Origin of the sequence: Tessaracoccus sp. MC1865, assembly GCF_017815535.1 — a bacterium.
In the GTDB taxonomy this organism is placed as follows: Bacteria; Actinomycetota; Actinomycetes; order Propionibacteriales; family Propionibacteriaceae; genus Arachnia.
Map to the genome: position 1 here is coordinate 2,284,615 of NZ_CP072596.1, position 22,888 is coordinate 2,307,502.

The 22,888-nt window shown below is 69.7% G+C and carries 16 protein-coding genes and 4 tRNA genes; 11 read left to right on the plus strand and 9 right to left on the minus strand.

Annotated elements, in window-relative coordinates; translation table 11 throughout:
• Positions 1-8: 8 nt before the first annotated feature.
• Both J7D54_RS10660 and J7D54_RS10665 read right to left on the minus strand, forming a co-directional pair.
• The gene (locus J7D54_RS10660; RefSeq protein ID WP_182763864.1) at positions 9-1,508 is read right to left on the minus strand and encodes a CYTH and CHAD domain-containing protein; all 1,500 of its coding nucleotides are present in this window, start codon (positions 1,506-1,508) and stop codon (positions 9-11) included.
• Between the two features lie 54 nt (positions 1,509-1,562).
• Positions 1,563-1,638 (minus strand) — tRNA-Lys (locus J7D54_RS10665).
• A 42-nt stretch (positions 1,639-1,680) separates the two neighbouring features.
• Between J7D54_RS10665 and J7D54_RS10670 the strand changes: the two genes are divergently transcribed.
• The 5 genes from J7D54_RS10670 to J7D54_RS10690 all read left to right on the plus strand — a co-directional run bounded on the left by J7D54_RS10670 (position 1,681) and on the right by J7D54_RS10690 (position 4,537).
• A complete protein-coding gene (locus J7D54_RS10670) occupies positions 1,681-2,328 on the plus strand; it encodes a hypothetical protein (protein ID WP_182763865.1) in 648 nt (215 codons plus the stop codon).
• 361 nt (positions 2,329-2,689) lie between these two features.
• On the plus strand, positions 2,690-4,075 hold the full coding sequence (locus tag J7D54_RS10675) for an SH3 domain-containing protein (RefSeq protein WP_182763866.1): 1,386 nt from the start codon (positions 2,690-2,692) through the stop codon (positions 4,073-4,075).
• A 69-nt stretch (positions 4,076-4,144) separates the two neighbouring features.
• Positions 4,145-4,217: transfer RNA gene (locus tag J7D54_RS10680), tRNA-Glu, on the plus strand.
• A gap of 143 nt (positions 4,218-4,360) precedes the next feature.
• A tRNA-Asp gene (locus J7D54_RS10685) sits at positions 4,361-4,434 on the plus strand.
• Positions 4,435-4,463: 29 nt separating this feature from the next.
• Positions 4,464-4,537, plus strand: a tRNA-Phe gene (locus tag J7D54_RS10690).
• A gap of 45 nt (positions 4,538-4,582) precedes the next feature.
• Here J7D54_RS10690 and J7D54_RS10695 read toward each other — a convergent pair.
• Both J7D54_RS10695 and J7D54_RS10700 read right to left on the minus strand, forming a co-directional pair.
• The gene (locus J7D54_RS10695; RefSeq protein ID WP_182763867.1) at positions 4,583-5,431 is read right to left on the minus strand and encodes an alpha/beta hydrolase; all 849 of its coding nucleotides are present in this window, start codon (positions 5,429-5,431) and stop codon (positions 4,583-4,585) included.
• 113 nt (positions 5,432-5,544) lie between these two features.
• Positions 5,545-5,790 carry a DUF3073 domain-containing protein gene (locus J7D54_RS10700; RefSeq protein WP_182763868.1) on the minus strand — a complete coding sequence of 82 codons (246 nt, stop codon included), beginning with the start codon at positions 5,788-5,790 and terminating at the stop codon, positions 5,545-5,547.
• A gap of 196 nt (positions 5,791-5,986) precedes the next feature.
• Here J7D54_RS10700 and J7D54_RS10705 point away from each other — a divergent pair, with 196 nt between their 5' ends.
• Together J7D54_RS10705 and J7D54_RS10710 are read left to right on the plus strand one after the other, a co-directional pair.
• Positions 5,987-8,191, plus strand: coding sequence for an NADP-dependent isocitrate dehydrogenase (locus J7D54_RS10705; RefSeq protein WP_182763869.1), 2,205 nt, complete (start codon positions 5,987-5,989; stop codon positions 8,189-8,191).
• 241 nt (positions 8,192-8,432) lie between these two features.
• Positions 8,433-10,058 carry an endo-1,4-beta-xylanase gene (locus tag J7D54_RS10710; protein ID WP_182763870.1) on the plus strand — a complete coding sequence of 542 codons (1,626 nt, stop codon included), beginning with the start codon at positions 8,433-8,435 and terminating at the stop codon, positions 10,056-10,058.
• A gap of 65 nt (positions 10,059-10,123) precedes the next feature.
• Here J7D54_RS10710 and J7D54_RS10715 read toward each other — a convergent pair whose 3' ends face one another.
• Positions 10,124-10,672, minus strand: coding sequence for a type 1 glutamine amidotransferase domain-containing protein (locus J7D54_RS10715; RefSeq protein ID WP_182763871.1), 549 nt, complete (start codon positions 10,670-10,672; stop codon positions 10,124-10,126).
• A 168-nt stretch (positions 10,673-10,840) separates the two neighbouring features.
• The gene (locus tag J7D54_RS10720; protein WP_182763872.1) at positions 10,841-11,560 is read right to left on the minus strand and encodes a YceI family protein; all 720 of its coding nucleotides are present in this window, start codon (positions 11,558-11,560) and stop codon (positions 10,841-10,843) included.
• Positions 11,561-11,705: 145 nt separating this feature from the next.
• On the opposite strand from J7D54_RS10720, the gene J7D54_RS10725 reads away from it, so the two are divergent.
• From J7D54_RS10725 to J7D54_RS10740, 4 genes are read left to right on the plus strand one after another with little or no spacing between them, the layout of a single operon-like run.
• Positions 11,706-15,056 (plus strand): FtsX-like permease family protein, encoded by a 3,351-nt coding sequence (locus tag J7D54_RS10725; RefSeq protein ID WP_182763873.1) that lies wholly within the window; start codon positions 11,706-11,708, stop codon positions 15,054-15,056.
• Positions 15,053-17,743: an FtsX-like permease family protein gene (locus J7D54_RS10730; RefSeq protein ID WP_182763874.1), complete on the plus strand. Its 2,691-nt coding sequence runs from the start codon at positions 15,053-15,055 to the stop codon at positions 17,741-17,743. The genes J7D54_RS10725 and J7D54_RS10730 overlap by 4 nt, the downstream gene beginning before the upstream one ends.
• Positions 17,740-18,660 carry an ABC transporter ATP-binding protein gene (locus J7D54_RS10735; RefSeq protein WP_182763875.1) on the plus strand — a complete coding sequence of 307 codons (921 nt, stop codon included), beginning with the start codon at positions 17,740-17,742 and terminating at the stop codon, positions 18,658-18,660. The genes J7D54_RS10730 and J7D54_RS10735 overlap by 4 nt, the downstream gene beginning before the upstream one ends.
• Complete coding sequence (locus tag J7D54_RS10740) at positions 18,657-19,358, plus strand: ABC transporter ATP-binding protein (RefSeq protein ID WP_182763876.1); 702 nt, start codon at positions 18,657-18,659, stop codon at positions 19,356-19,358. The genes J7D54_RS10735 and J7D54_RS10740 overlap by 4 nt, the downstream gene beginning before the upstream one ends.
• Here J7D54_RS10740 and J7D54_RS10745 read toward each other — a convergent pair.
• The 3 genes from J7D54_RS10745 to purF form a co-directional block, all read right to left on the minus strand.
• Positions 19,337-20,281 carry a transporter gene (locus tag J7D54_RS10745; RefSeq protein ID WP_182763877.1) on the minus strand — a complete coding sequence of 315 codons (945 nt, stop codon included), beginning with the start codon at positions 20,279-20,281 and terminating at the stop codon, positions 19,337-19,339. The two genes, J7D54_RS10740 and J7D54_RS10745, sit on opposite strands and share 22 nt — an antisense overlap.
• Positions 20,282-20,387: 106 nt before the next feature.
• Positions 20,388-21,428: a phosphoribosylformylglycinamidine cyclo-ligase gene (purM, locus tag J7D54_RS10750; protein ID WP_182763878.1), complete on the minus strand. Its 1,041-nt coding sequence runs from the start codon at positions 21,426-21,428 to the stop codon at positions 20,388-20,390.
• A complete protein-coding gene (gene purF / locus J7D54_RS10755) occupies positions 21,425-22,873 on the minus strand; it encodes an amidophosphoribosyltransferase (protein WP_182763879.1) in 1,449 nt (482 codons plus the stop codon). The genes purM and purF overlap by 4 nt, the downstream gene beginning before the upstream one ends.
• Between the last annotated feature and the right edge of the window lie 15 nt (positions 22,874-22,888).

A 22,888-nucleotide genomic window follows, 5' to 3' on the forward strand; every position in this document is an offset into this window, starting at 1 on the left:
GGCACACCCTAACGGCGGAGCGCCCGGTCGAGGGCCCGTTCGCCTTCCTCCCCGAGGTCGCCGCTCTGGCGGGCGTACTCGATGCCGGCGAGCACGCCGTAGGTGAAGCTCGGCTCGCCCGCGGCCTCCGCCGCCGCAGCTACTTCCGTCAGCCACCGGGTGGCCACGGAGGAGTCCTGCAGCAGGCCCAGCGCATCCGTGGCGGCCTCCCACTCCGCGGCTGACTCGCCTGCGCGGTCGCCGAACGAGGGAGCCACGGCCTCATAGGCATAGCGCACTGCCTTGGCGCGCTTGCGTGCCTCGTGCAGCAGGTGCAGCTGGGCGTCGCCCTCGGCGTGCGCCGCCGCGTCCCTACCACGCCCGGCCCGGCGCACCGCCGTGCGGATGAGCGGCGGCAAGACCCTGCGCGCCGGCTTCGCGGCCCGCCCCCGCCACGGAGTGTCGCCCAGGAAATCCAGGAGCGAGTCCACCAGCGCCAGATAACGCTCCGAGTTCAGCGCCGCCACCAGCGCGTCGTGACCGGAGTCGTGCCGGGTGCCCACCTCGTGCCGCAGCCGTTCGTGCACCGGGCCCCTGACCAGATCGGCGGGCAGCTCGTCCAACTCACCGCCGAGGCGCTCGAGCATGACCTCCGCGTCGCGGGGTGCGCCGAGGATGTCGCCGAGCCAGGACAGCTCGTCGCGCAGGGGGTCCGAAAGCTCGCGCCGGAACAGCCGCCGGAACGTGCGCAGCGCGCCCCGCAGGCGCCGCACCGCGAGCCTGCCCTGGTGCACAGCGTCCTCCTCATCGGCCCGCATCGCCTCCTCGCGCCCGACGACGGCGGCCACCTCCCGGCGCAGGTAGGAGTGCACCAGCACCGCCGCTGGCCCCGAACGACGAGGCCCCCGGCCCTTTTCGACGCGGCGGGGCAGGCTGCCGAGGGACCACACCACCTTGGACGGGGAGCTGGAGCGCTGGACGCCGTGCTCGGCGAACCGCTCCTCCACCGCGGCGAGCAGTTCCTCGTCGCCGTCGAGGAGCTCGACCTCGACCTCCCGCATCGACAGCCCAGAGGGCAGGGCGCTGACGCGGTCGTCGGACAGGCCGGCGAGGACGGCGCCTTCCGGGCCGAGCAGCTCTGTCTCGGTGCGATGGGTGGCGAGGAAGGACAGCGGGACCAGCGCGTCGTCGGGGTCAGCGGGCCGGCCGGCGCCGAGGGCCGCCGCGACCGCGGCGCGCAGTACGGTGGGCACCCGCAGGTGGCCGGGCGCATCCTCGAGATCCGCGTGGACCTCTTTGCGCGACCGGGGGCCGACGGGAAGCTTGAGGTGCCAACCGTCGTCGCTGCCGCCGGTTCTCCGGCGCAGGGTGATGGAGTGCCTGGTCAGGAGGAGGTCGACCGTGTCGTAGTAGACGGACCGCTGCCGGAAGTCGTGGACGGCGCCGAGGGGAACGAGCCCCTCCAGCGGGGGGACCGAACCGTGCTTCTCAAGCTCGAACTTGATCTCAGTTTCAAGGTGTCCAGCCATGCCACCTAAGCTACGCGACAACCGGCCGGGAGCCGCGCTGGTGTTCCCACGTGATGGTGCCCCCAGCGGGGCTCGAACCCGCGACCCATGGATTAAAAGTCCACTGCTCTGCCAACTGAGCTATAGGGGCCTAGACAGAATAGCGCCACTTCGGCATGGCACGCTTGGGGACATGCCTTCCTGGCTCTGGTTCGTCGTTGTCGTCGGCGTGGGTGTCCTCATCCTCGCCGGAGCCGTGCTGCTCGACCGCAGGCAGAGTCGACGCCTCACCGGCGCCGGCGAACCCGCACCCCGACGCGGACATCCCCAGGTGGACACCCACGTGCCGCGCTACATCACGCAGGACGAGATCGACGACCTCCCGTCGCCCGCCGCCGGGCACACCCGCGACCTCCCCCGGCAGGGCGAGGGCTTCGGTTTCGGCCACGCCCATCCGGATTTCGCCACCAACCCCGAGGGCGCCTCCTACGATGACCCCCGGCTGCTGATCGTCGACGGTGAACTCAGCTCCATGCGGGAACTCCTGGCGCCGCTGAAGTGGGCGCGCGAGGGCGACCCCCTCGTCGTGGTGGCCGCCGGCTTCCATCCGGAGGTCCTGGCCACGCTCGCCGCGAACCGCCGCGCCCTCAGCATGCCGGTGGTGGCCGCGGTGGCCGACAGGCGGGACCGTCGGCGGCTGGCCGAACTCACCGGCGCTGAGGAACTCGGCAGGGCGGATCTCCAGGCCGGCTACGTGCCAGAGTCCGCCCTGGGCGCTGCCCGGCACTGGTCGAGCACCGCGAGCAGGGCGTGGGTGGAGCCCGGCTCGGCGCGGCCCTGATCCGAACCTCAACCTCAAGCCTCAACCTCATGGTCGAACCTCAAGCTGCACTTGAGTCAGGTTCTTCCTGAAGCTTCTGACACTTCTCACCAAACCCTCAGTTACCAGATCTGGCACCGTCTCCGGCGGAACCCGTAGCCAACCCTGAGTCGGGACATGAAAGCCCATGAAAACTACGTCGGTGTGTTTCTCATCATGCACCCGGCGTGTCGCCTTGCCGCCTCTAAGGAAACTCTCAAGTTCCGTTGTCTGACAACGCGTTTCCTTCCTAATGTCCATCGCACCGGCGGACGTGCCGGGACCAATTTCCGGTCCGGGGAAGCGGCACGTCCTCCCGCCCCCAGCGACGACGAGGAGAGACGTGAACAAGGCACTGAAGAGCCTGAGGCTCAGCGCGGCCGCGGTCGGAATCGCCGTCCTGGCGCAGGGACTCGGCGGATTGGCGCTCGGCCCCGCAGCCACCGCCAATGGCGAGGTGACCGCGAAGACACGCGTCCACGTGCGCACGGAGCCCAGCGCCTCCAGCGCGAGCCTCGCAGTGCTGAACAAGGGCGACAGCCTGCCCGCGCAGGGATCGAAGGACGGCTGGACCGAGGTCTCCTTCAACGGCACGACGGCCTACATCGCCACCGCCTACATCCAGGGCAGCAGCGTCCTCGCCGGCGCTCCCACCTCCGCCATCGCGAACGGCACCAGCCAGGGCAGCAAGGGCACGGTCTACTCGACCACCGCCCTCAACCTGCGCAAGGGTCCCTCCACCGACGACCCCATCGGCGCCCGCGTCGAACGCGCCGTGCGCCTGGAGCTGACCGGCACCGTCAGCGGCGAGTTCGCCCAGGTCACCTACAAGGGCACCACCTACTGGGCGGCCGCGCGTTACCTGAGCGACACCGCCGCCTCAGCCCTCTCCTCCCTCCCCATGGCCACCGGCAAGGCCCGCGGCACCGCGGCGCTGATGGTGCGCTCCTCCCCCAAGACCGAGTACATCAACTACGGCGACGCGCCCGTCGGCACGATCTTCGACACCACCGGCAAGATTTCCAACGGCATGGCCCAGGTCATCCACAACGGCGCAGTGCGCTGGGTCAACGCCCAGTACCTCACCCAGATCCCGCTGAAGGCAGCGTCGCCTTCAGCGCCAGACCTGCCGAAGACGTCGACCCGGTACGCCACCACCCTGCTGAACATCTGGGCGGCGAGCACGGGCGCCAAGTACAACGGCGAGATCCAGCGCGGCGCGGAACTGCAGGTCACCGGCATCGTCGAGAACGGCCGCGCGCAGATCGTGCACAACGGCGAGCTGCGCTGGGTCACGGCCCGCTACGTCGCCAACACCCCTCCGGCCACAGGCGGCGCCTCGGGCGGCAACAGCGGCGACATCAACAAGGGCTACTCCTCCGGCCTCGACAAGACCAACGCCAACGTCCAGGCCATCGCCTGGGACGTCTGGGCACGCTTCCCGCAGATCAAGACGCAGTACGGCTGGCGTCGCGACGTGACGCCGGACCACCCGGCCGGCCGCGCCGTGGACGTGATGATCCCGAGCTACAAGAGCAACCAGGCCCTCGGCTGGGAGATCGCGAACTACTACCGCGCCAACGCGAAGAAGTTCAACATCAACTACATCATCTTCGGCCAGAAGATCTGGTCCGTGGCCCGCAACAGCGAGGGCTGGCGCGCCATGGCCTCCCGCGGCAGCGACACGGCCAACCACTACGACCACGTGCACATCAACACGTACGGGTGAGTGGGAACCGCCGGCGTTCGCCCGCGGTTTGCCTGAACGGCTCGGAGTCTCTAAACTTCTTCGAGCTAGGTCCCCATCGTCTAGCGGCCTAGGACCCCGCCCTTTCACGGCGGTAGCACGGGTTCGAATCCCGTTGGGGATGCGATGCAGTTGAGCTTCGGTTCGGCTGCAAACAGGTAATGACAACGGGTTCGCCCGATGTGACAACCGCGAGGATGTCACGCTATAGTTACCGGGCTGGTGCAAGCCAGCAGGGCCGGGAAACCGGTCCAAGGTCAAGAAATTGGCCCCGTAGCGCAGTTGGTTAGCGCGCCGCCCTGTCACGGCGGAGGTCGCGGGTTCGAGTCCCGTCGGGGTCGCTGGTATGGCGGAAACGCCAGGCCAAGCCGGCCAGGTAGCTCAGTTGGTACGAGCGTCCGCCTGAAAAGTGGAAGGTCGCCGGTTCGATCCCGGCCCTGGCCACAAACCCCCTCGCCCAGCGTGGGGGTTTCTGCTTTCCCTGGTTCCTCAGCGCTGCGCGTAGCAGCGGATGAAGCGGCCGAATTCCTCGAAGACGACGGCACGGACCCGCTCAGACGACAGCGTCAGGTCGTGCATGGCGTCGGGCACGCGGATGATGGTCACGCTGTTGCCCAATTTCGGAGCGCGCGCCGCGATGAGTTCGACGTCGAGCACGATGTCGGCCAGCTGCTGCTCCTCGCCCCACACCCTGCTGAAGAACGACCGCTCCGAGATGGCCACCAGCACCGGACAGTCGACGTGCAGGCCCTCCGCGACGCGGGCGTGGCCGTTGGTGATGGCGGCCAGCCACCCGAAGCGGGCCCGGAACGCCGGATCGCCCTTGAGGTTGAGGTTGTAGGTCCACTCGCCGTCCTCGGAGGCGGCCACCGAGCGGCGGTAGAAGCCCGAGTCCCCCAGCGGCAGCACCGTCGTGGGGGCGACGGCGCGCGCCGCCGTCACTGCGGGCCTCAGCAGCGTGTTGCCGTAGGTCTCCAGCCAGGGGGCGTTCAGGATCAGGCCAGTGAATGTGCCGGGCCGCTCATGGGCGAACAGGGCGGAGGTCAGGCCCCCGGTGGAGTGCCCCATCAATACGATCTCGTCGTGCCCCTCGGCCCGCACGATGTCGACGGCGGCGTCGAGATCCACGAAGTAGTCGGCGAGGTCCGCGATGTAGCCGGCCAGCAGGCCCGGACGCAGCGATCGCCCGTACCGACGCAGGTCGAGGGCATAGAAGTCATGGCCCAGGTCGTGCATCGCGTCCGCGAGATGGGTCTGGAAGAAGTAGTCGTTCCAGCCGTGGACGTACAACACGGCGCGCCCGGAGACGGGCGCGCCGCGGCGCACAATTGTTGCCACCAGGGAACCTTTCGGTTCCAGGGCGTACGTTGGTTCATCACTGAGGGCTATCGAGCGCTGCTCGTAGCCCGGCAACTCGGTGTCGGGCACCCAGTCGAACACGTCAGTGTCTGTCAGGAAGAACGACGCTCGTCGAGGCCGTCGTAATCCTCATCGTCGTTGAAAGCCTCATATTCGGCTGCCAACTCGGCGTAGGGGTCAGGGTCCTCGGTCTCGCTGGTGTCATCGTCCTCGTAAACTTCGTCGACAACATCCCCGCGCAGCTCCCGTTCCAGAGACGAGAAATCCGTCTGGATTGAACGGTACTTCAGCTCACGGGCGACCTTGGTCTGCTTCGCCTTTGCACGGCCGCGCCCCATATCGGGTCGACCCCCTTGCTTTGTTCATCGCGTGCTTGCCGCGGATCTGGTCACTAACTCGTGGGTACAGGCTACCTAATCGTTCGATTTACTCCAAAGAAGGCGTCGTCTCGCTCATCCCCTGTTCGCGGCCGACGAACAACTCGCCCGATGGCTAAGCTGAGGAGGCGCATCCCGACTCAAGGAGTTCCTTCGCATGGGCAAGATCATTTACACCCTCACTGATGAGGCCCCCCTCCTCGCCACGTACTCGTTCCTCCCGATCGTCAACGCTTTCGCCGGCCAGGCCGGCGTCGACATCGAGACCCGGGACATCTCGTTGGCGGGCCGGATCCTGGCACAGTTCCCGGATCGCCTCGAGGAGAAGGTGGATGATTCGCTGGCAGAGCTCGGAGAGCTCGCGAAGACCCCGGATGCCAACATCATCAAGCTGCCCAACGTCTCCGCCTCGCTCCCCCAGTTGAAGGCGGCCATCGCCGAACTGCAGGGCCTGGGCTACGCCATCCCGGACTTCCCGGAGGACCCCCAGACCGACGAGGAGCGCGACATCCGCGCCCGCTACGGCAAGGTCATGGGCTCGGCCGTCAACCCCGTGCTCCGCGAGGGCAACTCGGACCGCCGCGCCCCGGAGTCCGTGAAGAACTACGCCAAGAAGAACCCGCACCGCATGGGCGCGTGGAGCCGCGACTCCAAGACCTCCGTGGCCACCATGGACGCCGACGACTTCCGCCACAACGAGCAGTCCGTCGTGCTGCCCTCCGCAGACACCCTGACCATCCGTCACCGCGCCGCCGACGGCACCGAGACCGTCCTGAAGGACGGCCTGAAGGTGCTGGAGGGTGAAGTGGTCGACGCCACGGTGCTGCGCGCCGCCGCCCTCGACGCGTTCCTCACGGAGCAGGTCGCCCGCGCCAAGGAGCAGGACGTGCTCTTCTCCGTCCACCTGAAGGCCACCATGATGAAGGTGTCGGACCCGATCATCTTCGGCCACGTCATCAAGGCGTTCTTCCCCGAGGTCTTCGAGAAGTACGGCGCAGACCTCGCGGCCGCGGGCCTCTCGGCCAACGACGGGCTGGGCGCGATCTACGCCGGCCTGGACAACCTGCCCAACGGCGCCGAGATCAAGGCGGCCTTCGAGCAGGGCATCGCGGACGGCCCGACGCTGGCGATGGTGAACTCCGACAAGGGCATCACCAACCTGCACGTCCCCTCGGACGTCATCGTCGACGCCTCGATGCCCGCGATGATCCGCACCTCCGGCCACATGTGGGGCCCCGACGGCGGCGAGGGCGACACGCTCGCCGTCCTGCCTGATTCGTCCTACGCCGGCGTCTACCAGGCCGTGATCGAGGACTGCCGCGAGAACGGCGCCTTCGACCCCTCCACCATGGGGACCGTGCCCAACGTGGGGCTGATGGCGCAGAAGGCAGAGGAGTACGGCTCGCACGACAAGACCTTCGAGATCGAGTCCGACGGCGTCGTCGAGGTGGTGAACTCGGCCGGCGACGTCCTGATGAGCCACGACGTGGCCGCGGGCGACATCTGGCGCGCCTGCCAGGCCAAGGACGCCCCCATCCAGGACTGGGTGAAGCTGGCCGTGAACCGCGCGCGGATCACCGGCTGGCCGGCCGTGTTCTGGCTCGACCCGGAGCGGGCCCACGACCGCAACCTCATCGAGAAGGTCCGCACCTACCTGGCAGACCACGACACGGACGGGCTGACCATCGAGATCATGAGCCCCGTCGAGGCGACGAAGTACACCATCGAGCGGATCCGCCGTGGCGAGAACACCATCTCGGTCACCGGCAATGTGCTGCGCGACTACCTGACGGACCTGTTCCCCATCCTGGAGCTGGGCACCTCGGCCAAGATGCTCTCGGTCGTGCCGCTGATGGCGGGCGGCGGCCTGTTCGAAACGGGCGCCGGCGGTTCTGCCCCCAAGCACGTGCAGCAGCTCGTGGCTGAGGACTACCTCCGCTGGGATTCGCTGGGTGAGTTCCTGGCGCTGGCCGCCTCGTTCGAGCACCTGGCCCAGACCGAGGACAATGCCCGCGCGGCCGTCCTGGCCGCCACGCTCGACAGGGCCACCGGCACGTTCCTGGACAACGACAAGTCCCCCACGCGTCGCATCGGCGGGATCGACAACCGCGGCTCGCACTACTGGCTGGCCCGCTACTGGGCCGAGGAACTCGCCACCCAGACCGACGACGCGGAGCTGGCGCAGACCTTCAAGCCGGTCGCCGAGGCGCTGGCGTCGAAGGAGGAGCAGATCATCTCCGACCTGCTCGGGGTGCAGGGCAAGCCGGCCGACATCGGCGGCTACTACCGTCCCGATCCGGCGAAGACAACGGCGGTGATGCGCCCCAGCGCCACCATGAACGAGGTCATCGACTCGCTCTGATGCCCGCCCACGCATCGGGCACACAGTGCCCCGCAGCCCCAGGCTGCGGGGCACTGTTGCTGCTACCGGAGGGCAAAGCCCCTGGAAAAAACGTTATCGAAAACTCCCGGCGCCCTTGACGCTGATCCGAGGACCAACTTAGGGTCTTATTAAGTTTGGTGACGCACCAAAATAGGCGGGGCGACCGGGCATCACGGATGATGCCCCCACGATGTCGCCCCGCCACCCACGAGAGGAAGCAATGTTGTCTCGTCATCGCCGCCGAGTCGCGGCCCGCTGGATCGGCGCGGGTCTCGCAGCAGCACTCGCCACCGTCAGCTACGCCGTGCCCGCCCAAGGGGCCCCCGCCGACGTCGCTGATACCCCCATCCCATCGCTGAAGGAGACCTACGCGGACTACTTCAACGTGGGCAACATCTACTCCGGCCGCCAGACCTACCAGGAGGGCACCCCGAACTGGGCCCAGGTGGATCGGCACTACAACGTCATGACGGCCGAGAACATCATGAAGCCGGACCAACTGCTCCCCGACGCGAACATCAACCTGGATGAGGGCACATGGGACTTCACGTTCGACGAGGCCGACTACTTCGTGAACGAGTCCCTCGCGAGGGACATCAAGGTGCACGGCCACGTGCTGGTGTGGCACAGCCAGTCCCCCAGCAAGCTCTTCCAGGGCACCCGAGACCAGGCCCGCGCCAACATGGAGCGCTACATCGAGACCGTCCTGACCCACTTCAAGGGCCGCGTGGTGTCGTGGGACGTCGTCAACGAGGCCTTCAGGGATGGACTCGACACCTTCGACCCGAAGACGCAGAACTGGGAGGACTTCCTCCGCGGCGGCCCGGGTGACTACGCCTCCTCCGGCTGGTACACCGCCTACACCAAAGACATGGACGCGGCGGCAGGTGAGTCACCCGGCGACTTCATCTACGACGCCTTCGTGTTCGCCCGCAAGTACGGCCCCGAGACCAAGCTGGAGTACAACGACTTCAACGTCTTCCAGTCCGAGGGCAAGGGCAAGGCCATCATCGCCATGGCCACGGAACTCAACCAGCGCTACGCGGCCGAGTACCCCGACGACCCGCGCCAGCTGATCGAGACCATCGGCCTGCAGTCGCACAACTACATCAGCCAGACCCCGGCGTTCGCCTGCTCCGACCTGACCCGGCTCCCTGAGCTGGTGGACGAGGCAGCCGAGGAATGGCAGCCGGGCGCCTGCTCGAACCACGCCTCCGTGGAACGCTCCCTGCAAATGATCATCGAGGCCGGCTTCACGGCCAACGTGAGCGAACTGGACCTCCAGGTCTGGGAGGCGTGGAACGCCGAGCCCGAGGGCTCCGACCCGGCCAACTACGCAGACCTGAACGACCCGAGCGTGGCAGACCGCTTCTACAAGGACGGCTTCACCTACTGGGTGGGCAAGATCGAGAACCGGATGGAACTGGAAGCCATCCAGGCGCAGCGCTACGCGGAGTACTTCGCCGTCTACAAGAAGTACTCGCAGGACATGGACCGCGTGACGTTCTGGGGTCTGACCGACCACCTGAACTGGCGCGCCACCCACAACCCGCAGTTGTTCAACAGGGACTGGTCCGAGAAGCTCTCCGCTGACGCGGTTGCGGATCCGGAAGGCTGGCTGAGCGTCAAGAAGCCCATCATCGACGAGTCGAGGCTGACCGACGCCATCGTCTGGGCCGACAGCCTGGACCTGCGCGGCAAGAACTACAAGGGCGCCACGCTCGGGGCCGTCAACAGCACCCGCGGCAAGGCCAACGCGGTGCTCCGCAGCAACCGGACCCAGGGTGAGGTGAATGCCGCCACCGAGGCACTGGTCGCCGCCATCACCGCCCTCCAACCGAAGTAGCCGACGACGACAAGCGCCCCGCAGCCTCGTGCTGCGGGGCGCTTCGCGTGCGCGGCGACGCGGCGTCAGGTCGTCTGACCCTGATGGCGGCCCTCGGCGAATTCCTCGACCAACTTGGCGTTGAACGCCGGTAGGTCGTCGGGCGTCCGGCTGGAGACCAGACCCTCGTCCACCACCACCTCCTCGTCGACCCAGTCGGCGCCCGCATTGCGCAGGTCCGTCTTCAAGCTGCCGTAGGAGGTGAGCCTGCGGCCCTTGACCACGTCTGCGTCGGTCAGGATCCAGCCGCCGTGGCAGATGACGCCCACCGGCTTGTGCTGGTCGAAGAAGTCGCGCGTGAACTTCACGGCCGCCTCCTCCATCCTCAGGTGGTCCGCATTCACGACGCCACCGGGCAGCACCAAGGCGTGGAAGTCTGAGGCGTTGACCTCGGCGACAGTGGCGTCCACCTTCTGGGTGTGCCCCTTCTTGCCCTTGACTTCGCCGCTTTCCGGGGCGACGAGGGTCAGTTCGGCGCCCGCGCTGGCGAGGGCCTCCCAGGGGCTGGTCAGCTCCGAATCCTCGTACCCATCGGTGAGGAGGAAGGCGACCTTCTTGCCGGACAGTTCGGACATGTTCATCTCCTATGTTCGGGGTCCTCCACGCTAGTCGCCAATGCTGGCCCATCCAATACCTGAAAGTGTGGGGTCAGCGGCGGCGGTACTCCGTCGGCACAGGATTGCTGAAAGGGGCGGGCCCTCACGGACCCGCCCCTGTGTTCACCACCCCAGTGGTGAAGTGATTCAGCCGAAGACGCGCTTCAGCCAGCCCATGAACCCACCCTGCTGGGCGGTCGCGGAGGCGGTGGCCTGCGGCTGGGCGGCGCGGGCCGGCGCGGGGGTCTCGACGAGCGGCTTGGCCTCGACAACGGGCTCGGCCACGACGACGGGCTCGGCCACGGCCTCGGCCTCAACGGTCTCGTCGGCCTGCTTGATGGCGGAGACCTCGAAGACAAGGTTCACGTTCTCGGAGACCAGCACGCCGCCGGTCTCGAGGGCCGCATTCCAGACGAGGCCGAAGTCCTTGCGGTTGACCTGGACGGAGCCGCTGAGGCCCACGCGCTCGTTGCCGAAGGGGTCCACGGCGACACCGTCGTACTCGAAGGGGATGCTCACCTCGCGGGTGACGTCCTTGATGGTGAGGTTGCCCTCCACGTCCAGGCCCTCGCCGGCCGCGGTCACCTTGGTGGAGGTGAAGCGGATGGTGGGGTAGGTCTCGACGTCGAAGAAGTCGCCGGAGCGGAGGTGACCGTCGCGGTCCGCGTTGCCGGTGTCGATGGACGAGGCCTGGATGACCACGTTGATCTTGGCGTCTTCCAGGTTGGCACCGGTGGCGGCCGTGCCCTCGAAGTCGGTGAACGAGCCGCGCACCTTGGTGACCATGGCGTGACGGGCGGTCCAACCGATCTCGGTGTGGCTGGGGTCGATGACGTAGTTGCCGGACAGGAGGGTGAGTGCAGTCATGGGGTTCTCCCGGGATTGGGGCGAGCTCGTCACTCACCGGTTGTTGAAGATGCTACTACTCTAGCGACACTTACTTGAAACGTCAACTACTGGCGAATTGACGGTCACTGATTCACGCCCGAGCGCTCGGGACTAGGCTCACCGAATGACGACGTGGTGGGGCTGGGCTGCACGCCGTGCCCGCGCCTCCTCGCTCCTGTTGGTGACGCTATTGGCCCTGGTCACCGTCACCACGGCGATCCTCGCCTTCGTCGTCGGGCAGGCCGGCACGCTGGCCACCGACGCGGCGCGCGCCGCCCTCTCCACCGCCGCACCGGGCGCCGGGGCCGTCCAGGCCCAGACCCGCCTCGGCCCGGATCCCACGGCCCAGGACGGGGTGGCGCGCAGCGCGCTCACCGAAGGCTTCTCCCCCGCGCCCGTCACTGTCCACACCACCTACGTGTCCGAACCGCGTCGCCCCACCGTGAACGGCGGCGAGGCCACCCAGCGGGTGACGCTGTGGGCCGGAGAACACCTCTCCCCCGGCCTGCTGAGTGTCAACAGGGGCGCCTGGCCCTCTGCTGCGGACGAGGCCGCGCTCCATTCCGGGGCGGCCGCCGAGCTGGGGCTCTCCAGTGGAGACACGCTGACAGTCGACGGCCACACCCTCAGGATCACCGCCCTCTGGGAGGCCTCGGAACCGTCCTCGCCGCTCTGGTTCGGCGACCCCCTCGTCATGGACGGCGCAGACCCAGCTTCGGTGGGTCCGCTCATCGTGGACCGCTCGGTTCTGACGGGCGGCAACCCGTTCATCCGGTGGTCCGTGGTCCCGGATGCGCAGCGCATGACGCCCGAGGCACTCGACGTGTTGGCCGCCGGGGCCGACCGCGCCAAGGCGCTGGTGGCCGAGGCCGACGTCACGGGGCGGGGCATCGTCGTCGACGGCGACCTCGCGTCGACGGCCGAGCGGGCCTCCCGCGACTGGGAGGTGGGCCGCGCCTTCGGCATCGTTCCGGTGAGCGTGCTGCTGCTGGTGGCCGCCGTTGGCCTGGTGCAGGTCTCGGGGCTGCTCGCCGCCACCCGGCAGCGGGAGCATGAACTGCTCGCCGCCCGCGGCGCTGCCCGCCGCCAACTCCTCCTCACAGGGCTGGCCGAGTCCACCCTGGTGGCCGTGGTGGGGGTAGCACTCGGCTCCGCCATCGCGCTGGGGCTGCTGTGGCTGACATCGCGCAGCACGGCGCAGTTCGACATCGTGTTGCTGGGCGGAGCGGGCAGTCTCCTGCTCACCGTCGTGGCGCTCTGGACCGTGACCATCCGCGCCACGTCCTCCGGACGGCCGCAGGCAGACAGGGTGCGGGCCGTGGCGGGCGCAGCGGCGCTGGTGGTGGTGTTCGCGGCCGCCGCCCTCACCACGTGGCAACTCCGCGGAGCGGACAGCCTGCAGTTCGTAGCGGCACTGGCCCCCGCCTTCCTCCTGGCTGCGGCGGCCGTCCTGGGCCTCGCAGCCCTCGGCCCCATCACGAGGCTCGTCGAGGCGGCGGGCAGGTTGGCCGAGACCTCTGCCTGGCTCGCCGCCGCGCAACTGGCCCGCGGCCTGCTGGTGCACGCGGTGCCGGTGACACTCACCATCCTGGCCACCGGCACGGCGACCTTCGCGTCGCTCTACGCCGGCACCGCCGCCACCACCCACCGCGACCTGACCATGCTCGTCACGGGCGCCCCCCTGCGCGCCACGCTCTCCAGCCTCGACACCGGCACCCAGGGCCTGCAGCTGCCGGACCTCGCGGCCGTCGACGGGGTGTCGGCCTCGGTACCCGTCTGGCTCGACGACTCCGGCAGGGTCGGCGACACCCCCGTCACTGTCCTCGCCGGGCCCCTGGACCGCCTGGCGGAGGCGGCCACGCTACCGGCCGGCCTGGCGTTCCCCCGGCTCCCGGAGCGCGTCGAGGGCGTCGCCCCCCTCACCGTCCCCGACGGCGCCACCACCCTCCACGTTCAGTTGGACGGCCGGGTGTACCTCGACGAGTGGCAGCAGGAGTACTTCGACCGGGTGGACGAGTTCAACCGCGCCAGCGCCGCGGACCTCCCGCCCCAGGAGGCCGAGTTCCTCGCCCAGGTGTGGACGGAGGACTACCTGGACCGCGTCTCCGGGACCTCGTCCTACTCCCTGCGCCTCACGCTGCGGGACGTGACCACCGGGGTGAGCCGCACCGTCAACGGGCCGTCCGTCTCGATCAACCAGTCGGACCCCGAAGGCGCCACCCCTCCGGGGGACCGGCCCTTCTGGAACGACCTCGTGGGCACCGCCGCCGCCGACATCGCCCTCCCGCAGGACGGTGCGGTCGTGGTGGACAGCGTCCAACTCGTCGGCCCGCCCGATGACCACGCGGACCGCAGCACGCGGCTGGAGATCACGCTCAGTGCCGACGGCGTGCCCCTCGGCGGGGTGGGGGACTGGACCTCGGACCTGGCCGTCACCGAGGAGTTGGCCGGGCCCTACCGGGAGGCCCTGGCGGCCGTGGCACCCGCCTGGGAACCGCGCACCGACACCGTGACCTTCGAGGACGGCACGACGCAGACCTTCCACAACCCCGTCAGCAACAAGCCACCCGTGCCCCAGGCCACCGTCGACGCCCGTGGCGAGGTCTGGCGCGTCGAGACCAGTCCGGCGCTGCCACTGATCACCTTCGGGGCCAACGTCTCCTTCGAGGGGCACGACCCCCAGGGCGTGATGGCGGGGGCGGCTCCCGCCCAGCCCGCACCCGTGCCTGTCGCCATCACCACGGAACTCGGCGACGCCACCACGCTCGGCCCCGGAGACGCCCTCGACCTCGCCGCGTTCGGCCGTCGCATTCCCGCCATCGTCGCGGCCGTGACACCGGCCCTGCCGGGCCTCACCACCGAGCTCGGTGTCCTTGCAGATTCCGGCGCGGTGTCGGCCCACCTCGCCACCACCGCCAACGCGTTTCGCTGGCCCTCGGAGCTCTGGGCCACTCTCGATGGTGACCCCAGCGCGGTCCGGGCCGCCGCGGCGCAGTTCCCCGGCATCTCGGCCCTCCGCACGCCGGACGAGACGCCCAGCCGCACGGCGACGGCGGCCCGCTCGCTCTGGATCGCCGCCGGGTGCGCGCTCCTCCTGTCCCTCACCGGCCTCGCGGCCGCGGCCGCCACCCAGCTGGCGGCCAGGCGCTCCGAGGTGGCGGTGCTCCGGGCGCTCGGCATGACGCCCCGCGCGCAGCGGCGCAGCCGCACGCTTGAGTCCGGCGGGCTGCTCGTCATCGCCACGCTGGCCGGCATCGCCTCGGGCGTCGCGGTGGCGTGGCTCGTCGTCGACCCCCTCGTGCAGGCCGCCCAGCCGGCCGGCCCCGGCTACCGCAGCCCCCTGACCGCAGAGGTCCTCCCCTGGGCCGCCCTGCTCGGCGCGGGCGCCGTGGCGTTGCTGCTCATCCTCTGGCTAGTGGGACGCACTGTGCAGCGTCAGGCGCTGGACCCGGAGTACCGGGAGGAGGTCCGGTGACCGCGCTGAAACTCCTGTGGCGGCAGTTCTCCTCGGAGCGCTGGCCCGCTCTGCTGCTCGCGCTGAGCGTGCTGATCATCGCGGCACTCACCACCGCCACCCCACGCCTGATGGCGAACCTCGACGACCGTCAACTCGCCCAGACGCTCTCCGGCCTCTCTGCCCTCCAAGGCGATGTCGCCGGCACTTGGGCACAGGACACCATGAACTCCCCGGTTGCGGGCCTCCAGGACCCATGGGAACCGCATCGGGAGTCGCTCGAGACCCTCAGGGGTGCCCAGCCGGAGCCCCTGCGCTCGCTCCTGGCGGCGCCCCAGTTCATGGCGGAGGTGCCGTCCGACCTGACCGTGGCGCCGCCCACGGCCACGGGCTACTTCGAGGCGCGCTTCCTGTTCTTCGTCGACCCTGACCTGGCCGAGCACGCACAACTGGTGGCCGGTTCCTGGCCCTCCCCGCGGCCAACCACCGAGGGCCCGGAGGGTGCCACACCCACGGGCCCCCAGAAGGTCGCGGCGCTGGCGGAAGTGGCTGAGCGCCTGGGCTGGGAGATCGGTGAGCAGATCAACGAGTCGGTGACCCTGAGCGGCACGTTCCGCCCACTCGATGAGGGGGACACCCGCTGGGAGCACATCCCCTACGCCCGCACCATCGTCGAGCAGCAGGACGCGAATCTCGGTACCCGCCTGGTCACCGGCCTCTTCCTCCCGCCGTCCTACCTCTCCAGCGGCATCCCGGTCGAGAAGCTGGGCCCCGGCGTCACGGAGACGCTCACGATGCACGCCTGGTTCGGCGTCGATACCGCCGGCCTGGCCGACGTGGACGTCCGCGAGCTGCGAGCGCAACTGACCGGCCTGCTGGCGCAGCGCCACCCGGTGCTGCCCGCGGACCCGGAGTCCGACGGCCCGTCCCCCACCCAGTTCCGGCTGGAGTCCGAACTGGGTGGGGCGCTGACCTCGGTCGCCGCCCAGCAGGACGTCACCCGTGCGGCCGTAGCCGTGGCCGCGGTCGGGCCGCTCGCAGTGGGGCTCGCCCTCCTGGTGCTGGCCGCCCAACTGGTCATCGAACGACGGCGGGGCACCGTCGAACTCGTCACGGCACGCGGCCTGTCCTGGCACCAGTTGCGCTCGTTGCTCAGCCTCGAAGGGCTGCTGCTGGGCGTGCCCGCGGCGGTGCTCGGTCACCTGCTGGGGGAGGCCGTGACGCCGGGTGGCAACTCACCCTGGGGGTGGGCCGCCACGCTGCTCATCGGGGCGGCAGCCGCCCTCACCCTGTCCTGGGCTGCCAGGCACATCGGTCCCGCCAGCATCCGTGCCGACCTCGCCCTGCGGCCCGGCCGGTGGCGCGTCGTCGCGGAGGTCCTGACCGTCATCTCCGGCGCCGCCGGCCTCTGGGCCCTGCTCAGCCGCGGCGACACCCCCACCGGGGGCCTGGACCTCCTCGCCACCGCCACACCGGTCCTCCTCACCGTGGCAGCCTGCCTGCTCGCGCTCCGGCTCTATCCCCTCCCTCTGCGGGTGGCGGCCCGATGGCTCCGGCCGGGGCGGGGGGTCGCCGGGTTCCTCGGCTCGGTGCGCGCCCACCGGGATCCGGCGGGCGGCCTGACGCCGGTGTTCACGGTTGTCATGGGCACCACCATCGCGGTTCTCAGCGCCACCCTGCTCGGCTCCGTCATCGCCGGCACCGAGCGCGCCACGTGGGAGGCCAACGGCTCGTCGGTGCACATCAGCGGCCCCCGGATCACCGACGAGATGCTCGCGGAACTGCAGCGCGTCGACGGTGTGCTCGCCGTCGCCCGCATCCACGACGCCGGCTCCAACCACCGCCTCAGCCAGGGCGGCGAGACCCGGGTGCGGCTGTGGCTGGCGGTGCCGGCCATCGAGGACGCCTACGCGGCGTCACCGTTCGGGTCTGCCCTCCCTGCGGGGATGTTCGCCTGGGAGGGTGCGCCGGGGATCGTGCTCGGCGACTCCGTGCCGGTGAAGGCCGGCGTCGCTCGGCTGGAGGGCATCGGGGACGTGACGGTGCTCGACACGTTGCCGGCGCCGCCGGGCGTCCGGACCGGAGCCGCCTGGGCGATGATGAGTGCAGAGCGCTGGGCCGAGGGCCAACCCCTGCCGCCCGCCACCCTGGCGTTGGTGTCCTTGGCGCCCGGCACCGATTCCCGGGCCGCCCGCGCACGGATCGGCGAGGTGGTGGGCAACGCGCGCATCACCGTCGCCGACGAGGAACTCCGCGCCATCCGTGAGACGCCCACCGTGTCCGGGCTCACCACCACCTTCGCCGCCCTCACGGCAGCCACCGCCACCCTGCTGACGCTCACCCTGCTGGGTTCGCAGCTGATGGCCACCCGGGCGCGCACCCGGCTCGGCGCCGTCCTGCGGACGCTCGGCATGGGGCGACGGGAACTCCGGGCGCTGACGGCCTGGGAGATCGCGCCCAGCGCTCTGCTCGGCCTCCTCCTGGGTGTGGGGGTCGGCATCGCCCTGGCGGCGCTGCTGCTCGCCACCCTGGACTTCCGCAGCCTCACCGGCGGCTCCCAGCCGCCCCCGCTGCACCTCGACCCGGCGCTGCTCGGCGGCGTCGGCGCCCTGTTGACCCTCACCGTGGCCGTGACCATCGCCGCCACCGCCTGGCTCGTGGGCCGAACCAATCTCGCACAGGAACTCCGCATCGGAGAGGAACGATGAACGACACCATCACCCGCAGTCACCACGGCCCAGACATCTGGTGCGAGGACCTCGTTCGCATCCACACGACGGAGGGCGTCGAGGTCCAGGCCCTGCAGGGGCTCAGCCTCACCGTGGACCCCGGCGAGGTGGTCGCGGTGGTCGGCGCCTCCGGCTCCGGCAAGTCCACGCTGCTCAACATCCTCTCCGGTCTCGACCGGCCCACCGGCGGCCGGGCCCGGGTCGCCGGGCATGACCTCACCGCGATGGGCAGGCGGCAACGCATCGACTTCCGTCGGCACAGCGTGGGCTTCGTCTTCCAGCAGACCTCCCGCAACCTGCTGCCGTTCCTCACTGGCGCGGAGAACGTGACGATGCCCATGGTGATCGCCGGGCGCTCCCAGCGGCGGGGGCGGGCGCTGCAACTGCTCGAGCTGCTGGGCGTGGCCGACTGCGCCAACCGCGTCCCCCGGCAGCTGTCGGGCGGCCAACAGCAGCGCGTGGCCATCGCCACCGCACTGGCCAACTCCCCCGACGTGCTGCTGGCGGACGAGCCCACCGGCGAGCTGGACGAGGTGAATTCAGCCGAGGTCCTCGACCTGATGCGCGCGGCGGCCACGGAGCTGGGCACCACGGTGCTGATCGTGACCCACGACCCGATGGTCAGCGACCACGTGGCGCGCACCGTCCAGATCCGCGACGGCCGCACCTCCACCGAGGTGCTGCGCCGCACGGAGATCGGCCCCGACGGGGTGGCCCGCGAGGTCGCCGAGGAGTACACCGTGATCGACCGTTCCGGCCGGCTGCAGCTGCCGCCGGCACACGTCGAGGAACTCGGGCTGCACGACAGGGTGCGCATTACCCGCGAGACCGGCCACGTCGGGGTCTGGCCCAATGGCTCGCGCGCCCGCCGTTCGGCCCCTGAGGAGGACGCATGACCACCACAGCAAGGATCGCTGGCGTTGACCTGCGCCGCACCTTCGGCGCGGGCGACACGGAGGTGCACGCCCTCGACGGCGTCAGCATCGAGGTGCACGCCGGCGAACTCACCGTCGTCACCGGCCCGTCCGGCTCCGGCAAGACCACGCTGTTGAACCTGCTGGGCGGCCTGGACCAGCCTACCGGCGGCCGCGTGGTGCTCGACGACGGGCGGGTCCTGTCGGAGCTGCCGGAGAGCGAGGTGCTGGCCACCCGCCGGGAGCGGATCGGGTACGTCTTCCAGACCTTCGGGCTGATCCCCGTGTTGTCTGCGGCGGAGAACGTCGAGGTGCCGCTGCGGCTGGCCAACGTCCCGGCGGCGCAGCGCACCGAGCGGGTCGCGGCGATGTTGGAGCGGGTGGGCCTCGCCCGGCACGCCAAGCAGCGGCCCCACGAGCTCAGTGGCGGTCAGCAGCAGCGCGTGGGCGTCGCCCGCGCCCTCGTCGCCGGCCCTCACATCCTGATCGCCGACGAACCCACCGGTCAGCTCGATTCAGACACCGCAGCCACCATCATGGACCTCATCGTGGAACTCACCCACGAGTTGGGCATCGCGACGGTGGTGTCCACCCATGACCCGTTGCTGCGGCAGCGGGCCGACAGGGTCGTCGAACTGCTCGACGGGGTGCTCGCCGGTCAGCCGACGACCACCACGTAGGCCACGAAGGCCGCCACGCTGACCAGCGTGTACAGGCTCAACACGTTGTTGGCGAACGTGATCTCCGCCGACCGCCGCGGCGGCAGGTACAGGGGCACGATGAACGGCGGCGGCAGGATCAGCAGCATGAACACCGCGGCCTGCACCGGCACCCCCAGCCCGAGCCACCGCCCCACCACGAACAGCGAGACCACGACGGCCAGGACCAGGCAGACCAGGAAGCGGACGGCCACGAACCCCGCCGCCTCCCGCACTCCGCCGAGGGTGAGCCGGGCCCCGAAGCCGACGATGACCAGGATCAACGGCACGATCATGGCGGCCAGGTAGCCGGCCGCCGCCAGCAGCGCGCCGGAGAACGGGTTCGCCTCCAGGGTGGGCCTGAGTCCGAGCGCGTTGAGCGCCAGGCCGAGCGCGATCGCGAGGATGACGGGCGACGTGGCGAAGGAACGCACGGTCTCCGCCAGCGACGAGGCCCCGTCGCTCTGCCGCTTCAGCAGCGTGACGAAGACGAACCAGATGAAGAACTCGTGCCCAAGGCCGACGATGGCGGCCACCGGCGCCCGCTCCAGGCCGTAGGCGGCGGTGAACAGCGCGAGGCCCACCATGCCGAACTCGAACCCGGTGAACAGGAAGGTGCCGACCGGCGGCACCTTCAGCCAGCCGGTGACAAGCTTCCCGGCCCCGAGCAGCAGCATGCACAACAGCGGCACCAGGATGATCAGGGCGACGTACTCGCGCTGGAACTCCAGGCCCAGGAAGGCGAGGAACAGCACGGCCGGCAGAACGACGTTCAGCACGAACCGCTTGAGACCCTCGACGGTGGTGGCGTCGAGGACGTTGAGCCGGCGCAGCAGGACGCCCAGCGCGATCAGCAGGAGGATGGGCACGATGCTGGCCAGAGTGGGGCCGAGGGCTGAGCTCATGCTCCGATGATCGCAGGGCGGCTACCGGCCCCTGACCCCGGTGGGGCTTATGCCCCCGCGGGAGGGGGCCCACCTCGTCGCGCGTCGGTCAGATACGCCGCGGGGGTCAGACGAGGACGGCGGCGCCGGGGCCTTCCACGGCTTCGACCTCGCCCAGCACCCAGGACGGGACCCCACGGCCGTTCAGCAGCCTCAGCGCGGCGTCGACCTCACTCTGCGGCAGCATCGCGACCATGCCCACGCCCATGTTCAGCGTGGCGTCGATGTCCGGCTGCGAGATCTCCCCCACCTCCTGCACGAGGCGGAAGATCGACGGCGGGGTCCAGCTGGAGCGCTGCAGCACGGCCGTCATGTCCGTGGGCATCACGCGGGCCAGATTGTTGGCCAGGCCGCCGCCGGTGACGTGGCTCATGGCGTGCACCTCGACGTTGCGGATGAGGTCCAGCACGTCGAGCGCGTACACCTTGGTGGGCTCGAGCAGTTCCTCGCCGAGCGTGCGGCCGAGGTCGTCGACGTGGCGGTCCAGGTTCCAGCCCGCCTGCTCCAGCAGGACGTGGCGCACCAGCGAGTAGCCGTTGGAGTGGAGACCGGAGGAGGCCATGGCAATGACCGCGTCGCCCACGCGCACGCGGTGCGCGCCGAGGATCTTGGACTTCTCCACGACGCCGGTGGTGGCACCCGCGATGTCGTACTCGTGGGCGCTGAGCAGGCCGGGGTGTTCGGCGGTCTCGCCGCCGATGAGGGCGCAGCCGGCGGCGACGCACGCGTCGGCGATGCCCTGCACGATGGCGGCGATGCGCTCCGGCACCACCTGACCGCAGGCGATGTAGTCGGTCACGAACAGCGGCTCGGCGCCGGCGACCACCAGGTCGTCGACGAGCATGCCGATCAGGTCGAACCCGATGGTGTCGTGCTTGTCCATGGCCTGCGCGATGGCGACCTTGGTGCCCACACCGTCCGTGGACGTGGCCAGCACCGGGTGGTCGTACTTCTTGAACGCGGCGGCGTCGAAGAAGCCGGCGAACCCGCCGAGGCCACCCAGCACCTCGTGCCGGTTGGTGCGGGCCACGTGGGCCTTCATGAGTTCGACGGCGCGGTCTCCGGCCTCGATGTCGACGCCGGCGGCGGCGTAGGCACTCTGGTTCACATTTCCTCCAGGTTCAGCAGCTTGGCCTGTGCGCGTGGGATGGCCACGGGGTACTTGCCGTCGAAGCAGGCGCGACACAGGTTGTCCGCCGGCACGGTGGTGGCGTCCGTGAGCCCCTCGAGCGAGATGTAGCCGAGCGTATCGGCGCCGATGGAGCGGCGGATCTCTTCCAGCGAAAGGCCGGGGGCCAGCAGTTCTGCACGGGTGGCGAAGTCGATGCCGAAGAAGCACGGCCACTCCACCGGCGGCGACGAGATGCGCACGTGCACCTCTGCGGCGCCGGCTTCGCGGAGCATCCGCACCAGGGCGCGCTGCGTGTTACCGCGCACGATGGAATCGTCCACCACGACGAGGCGCTTGCCGGCGATGACGTCGCGCAACGGGTTGAGCTTGAGGCGGATGCCCAGTTGCCGGATGGTCTGCGTCGGCTGGATGAACGTGCGGCCCACGTAGGCGTTCTTGACCAGGCCCTGCCCGTAGGGGATGCCTGAGCCCTGCGCATAGCCGATGGCCGACGGGGTACCCGAATCCGGCACCGGGATCACGAGGTCAGCGTCCACGGGGTGTTCCTCGGCCAGCTTGCGGCCGATGTTGACGCGCACCGAGTGCACGTTGCGGCCGGCGATGGTCGTGTCCGGGCGGGCCAGGTAGACGTACTCGAAGATGCAGCCCTTCGGATCCGGCGCGGCGAACCGCTGCGACCGCAGGCCACGCTCGTCGATGGAGATGAACTCGCCAGGATCCACCTCGCGTACGAAGGTGGCGCCGACGATGTCCAGCGCCGCGGTCTCCGAGGCGATCACCCAGCCGCCCTGCAGCCGACCGATGACCAGCGGCCGCATGCCGTGCGGGTCACGCGCCGCGTACAGGGTGGTCTCGTTCATGAACGACAGGCAGTAGGCGCCTCGGAGGCGCGGCAGCACCTTGAGCGCGGCCGCTTCCAGGCCGCCCTCGTCGAAACTGGCGATCAGTGCCGAGATCAGCGCGGTGTCGCTGGTGGAGTCCATGACGCGGTTCTTGTGCGGCACGGATTCCGCGGGCGCGATCTCGTGCAGCCACTCCTCGAGTTCCTCGGTGTTGGTGAGGTTGCCGTTGTGGGCCAGAGCGAGGCCGCCGTGGGGCGTGGCGCGAAACGTGGGCTGGGCGTTGTTCCACTCGCTGGCGCCGTGCGTCGAGTAACGGGTGTGGCCGATGGCGAGGCGGCCCGGCAGCGATTTCAGGGTGGATTCGTCGAACACCTGGGACACCAGCCCCATGTCCTTGAACACCATGATGCGGTTGCCGGTGCTGGCCGCGATGCCCGCCGATTCCTGTCCGCGGTGCTGCAGGGCGAACAGCCCGTAGAAGGTCAGCTGGGCGACATCTTCCTCTGGCGCGAAGACGCCGAAGACGCCGCACTCTTCCTTTGGACCCTCGTAGTCGCGGGGATCGTCATTGCTGATCACCCGCCAAGACTACCG

Coding starts and splice junctions, on each gene's coding strand:
- J7D54_RS10660 (WP_182763864.1), bottom strand. CDS start 1,508: ATGGCTGGACACCTTGAAACTGAGATCAAGTTCGAGCTTGAGAAGCAC.
- J7D54_RS10670 (WP_182763865.1), top strand. CDS start 1,681: ATGCCTTCCTGGCTCTGGTTCGTCGTTGTCGTCGGCGTGGGTGTCCTC.
- J7D54_RS10700 (WP_182763868.1), bottom strand. CDS start 5,790: ATGGGGCGCGGCCGTGCAAAGGCGAAGCAGACCAAGGTCGCCCGTGAG.
- J7D54_RS10705 (WP_182763869.1), top strand. CDS start 5,987: ATGGGCAAGATCATTTACACCCTCACTGATGAGGCCCCCCTCCTCGCC.
- J7D54_RS10710 (WP_182763870.1), top strand. CDS start 8,433: ATGTTGTCTCGTCATCGCCGCCGAGTCGCGGCCCGCTGGATCGGCGCG.
- J7D54_RS10715 (WP_182763871.1), bottom strand. CDS start 10,672: ATGTCCGAACTGTCCGGCAAGAAGGTCGCCTTCCTCCTCACCGATGGG.
- J7D54_RS10720 (WP_182763872.1), bottom strand. CDS start 11,560: ATGACTGCACTCACCCTCCTGTCCGGCAACTACGTCATCGACCCCAGC.
- J7D54_RS10725 (WP_182763873.1), top strand. CDS start 11,706: ATGACGACGTGGTGGGGCTGGGCTGCACGCCGTGCCCGCGCCTCCTCG.
- J7D54_RS10735 (WP_182763875.1), top strand. CDS start 17,740: ATGAACGACACCATCACCCGCAGTCACCACGGCCCAGACATCTGGTGC.
- J7D54_RS10740 (WP_182763876.1), top strand. CDS start 18,657: ATGACCACCACAGCAAGGATCGCTGGCGTTGACCTGCGCCGCACCTTC.
- J7D54_RS10745 (WP_182763877.1), bottom strand. CDS start 20,281: ATGAGCTCAGCCCTCGGCCCCACTCTGGCCAGCATCGTGCCCATCCTC.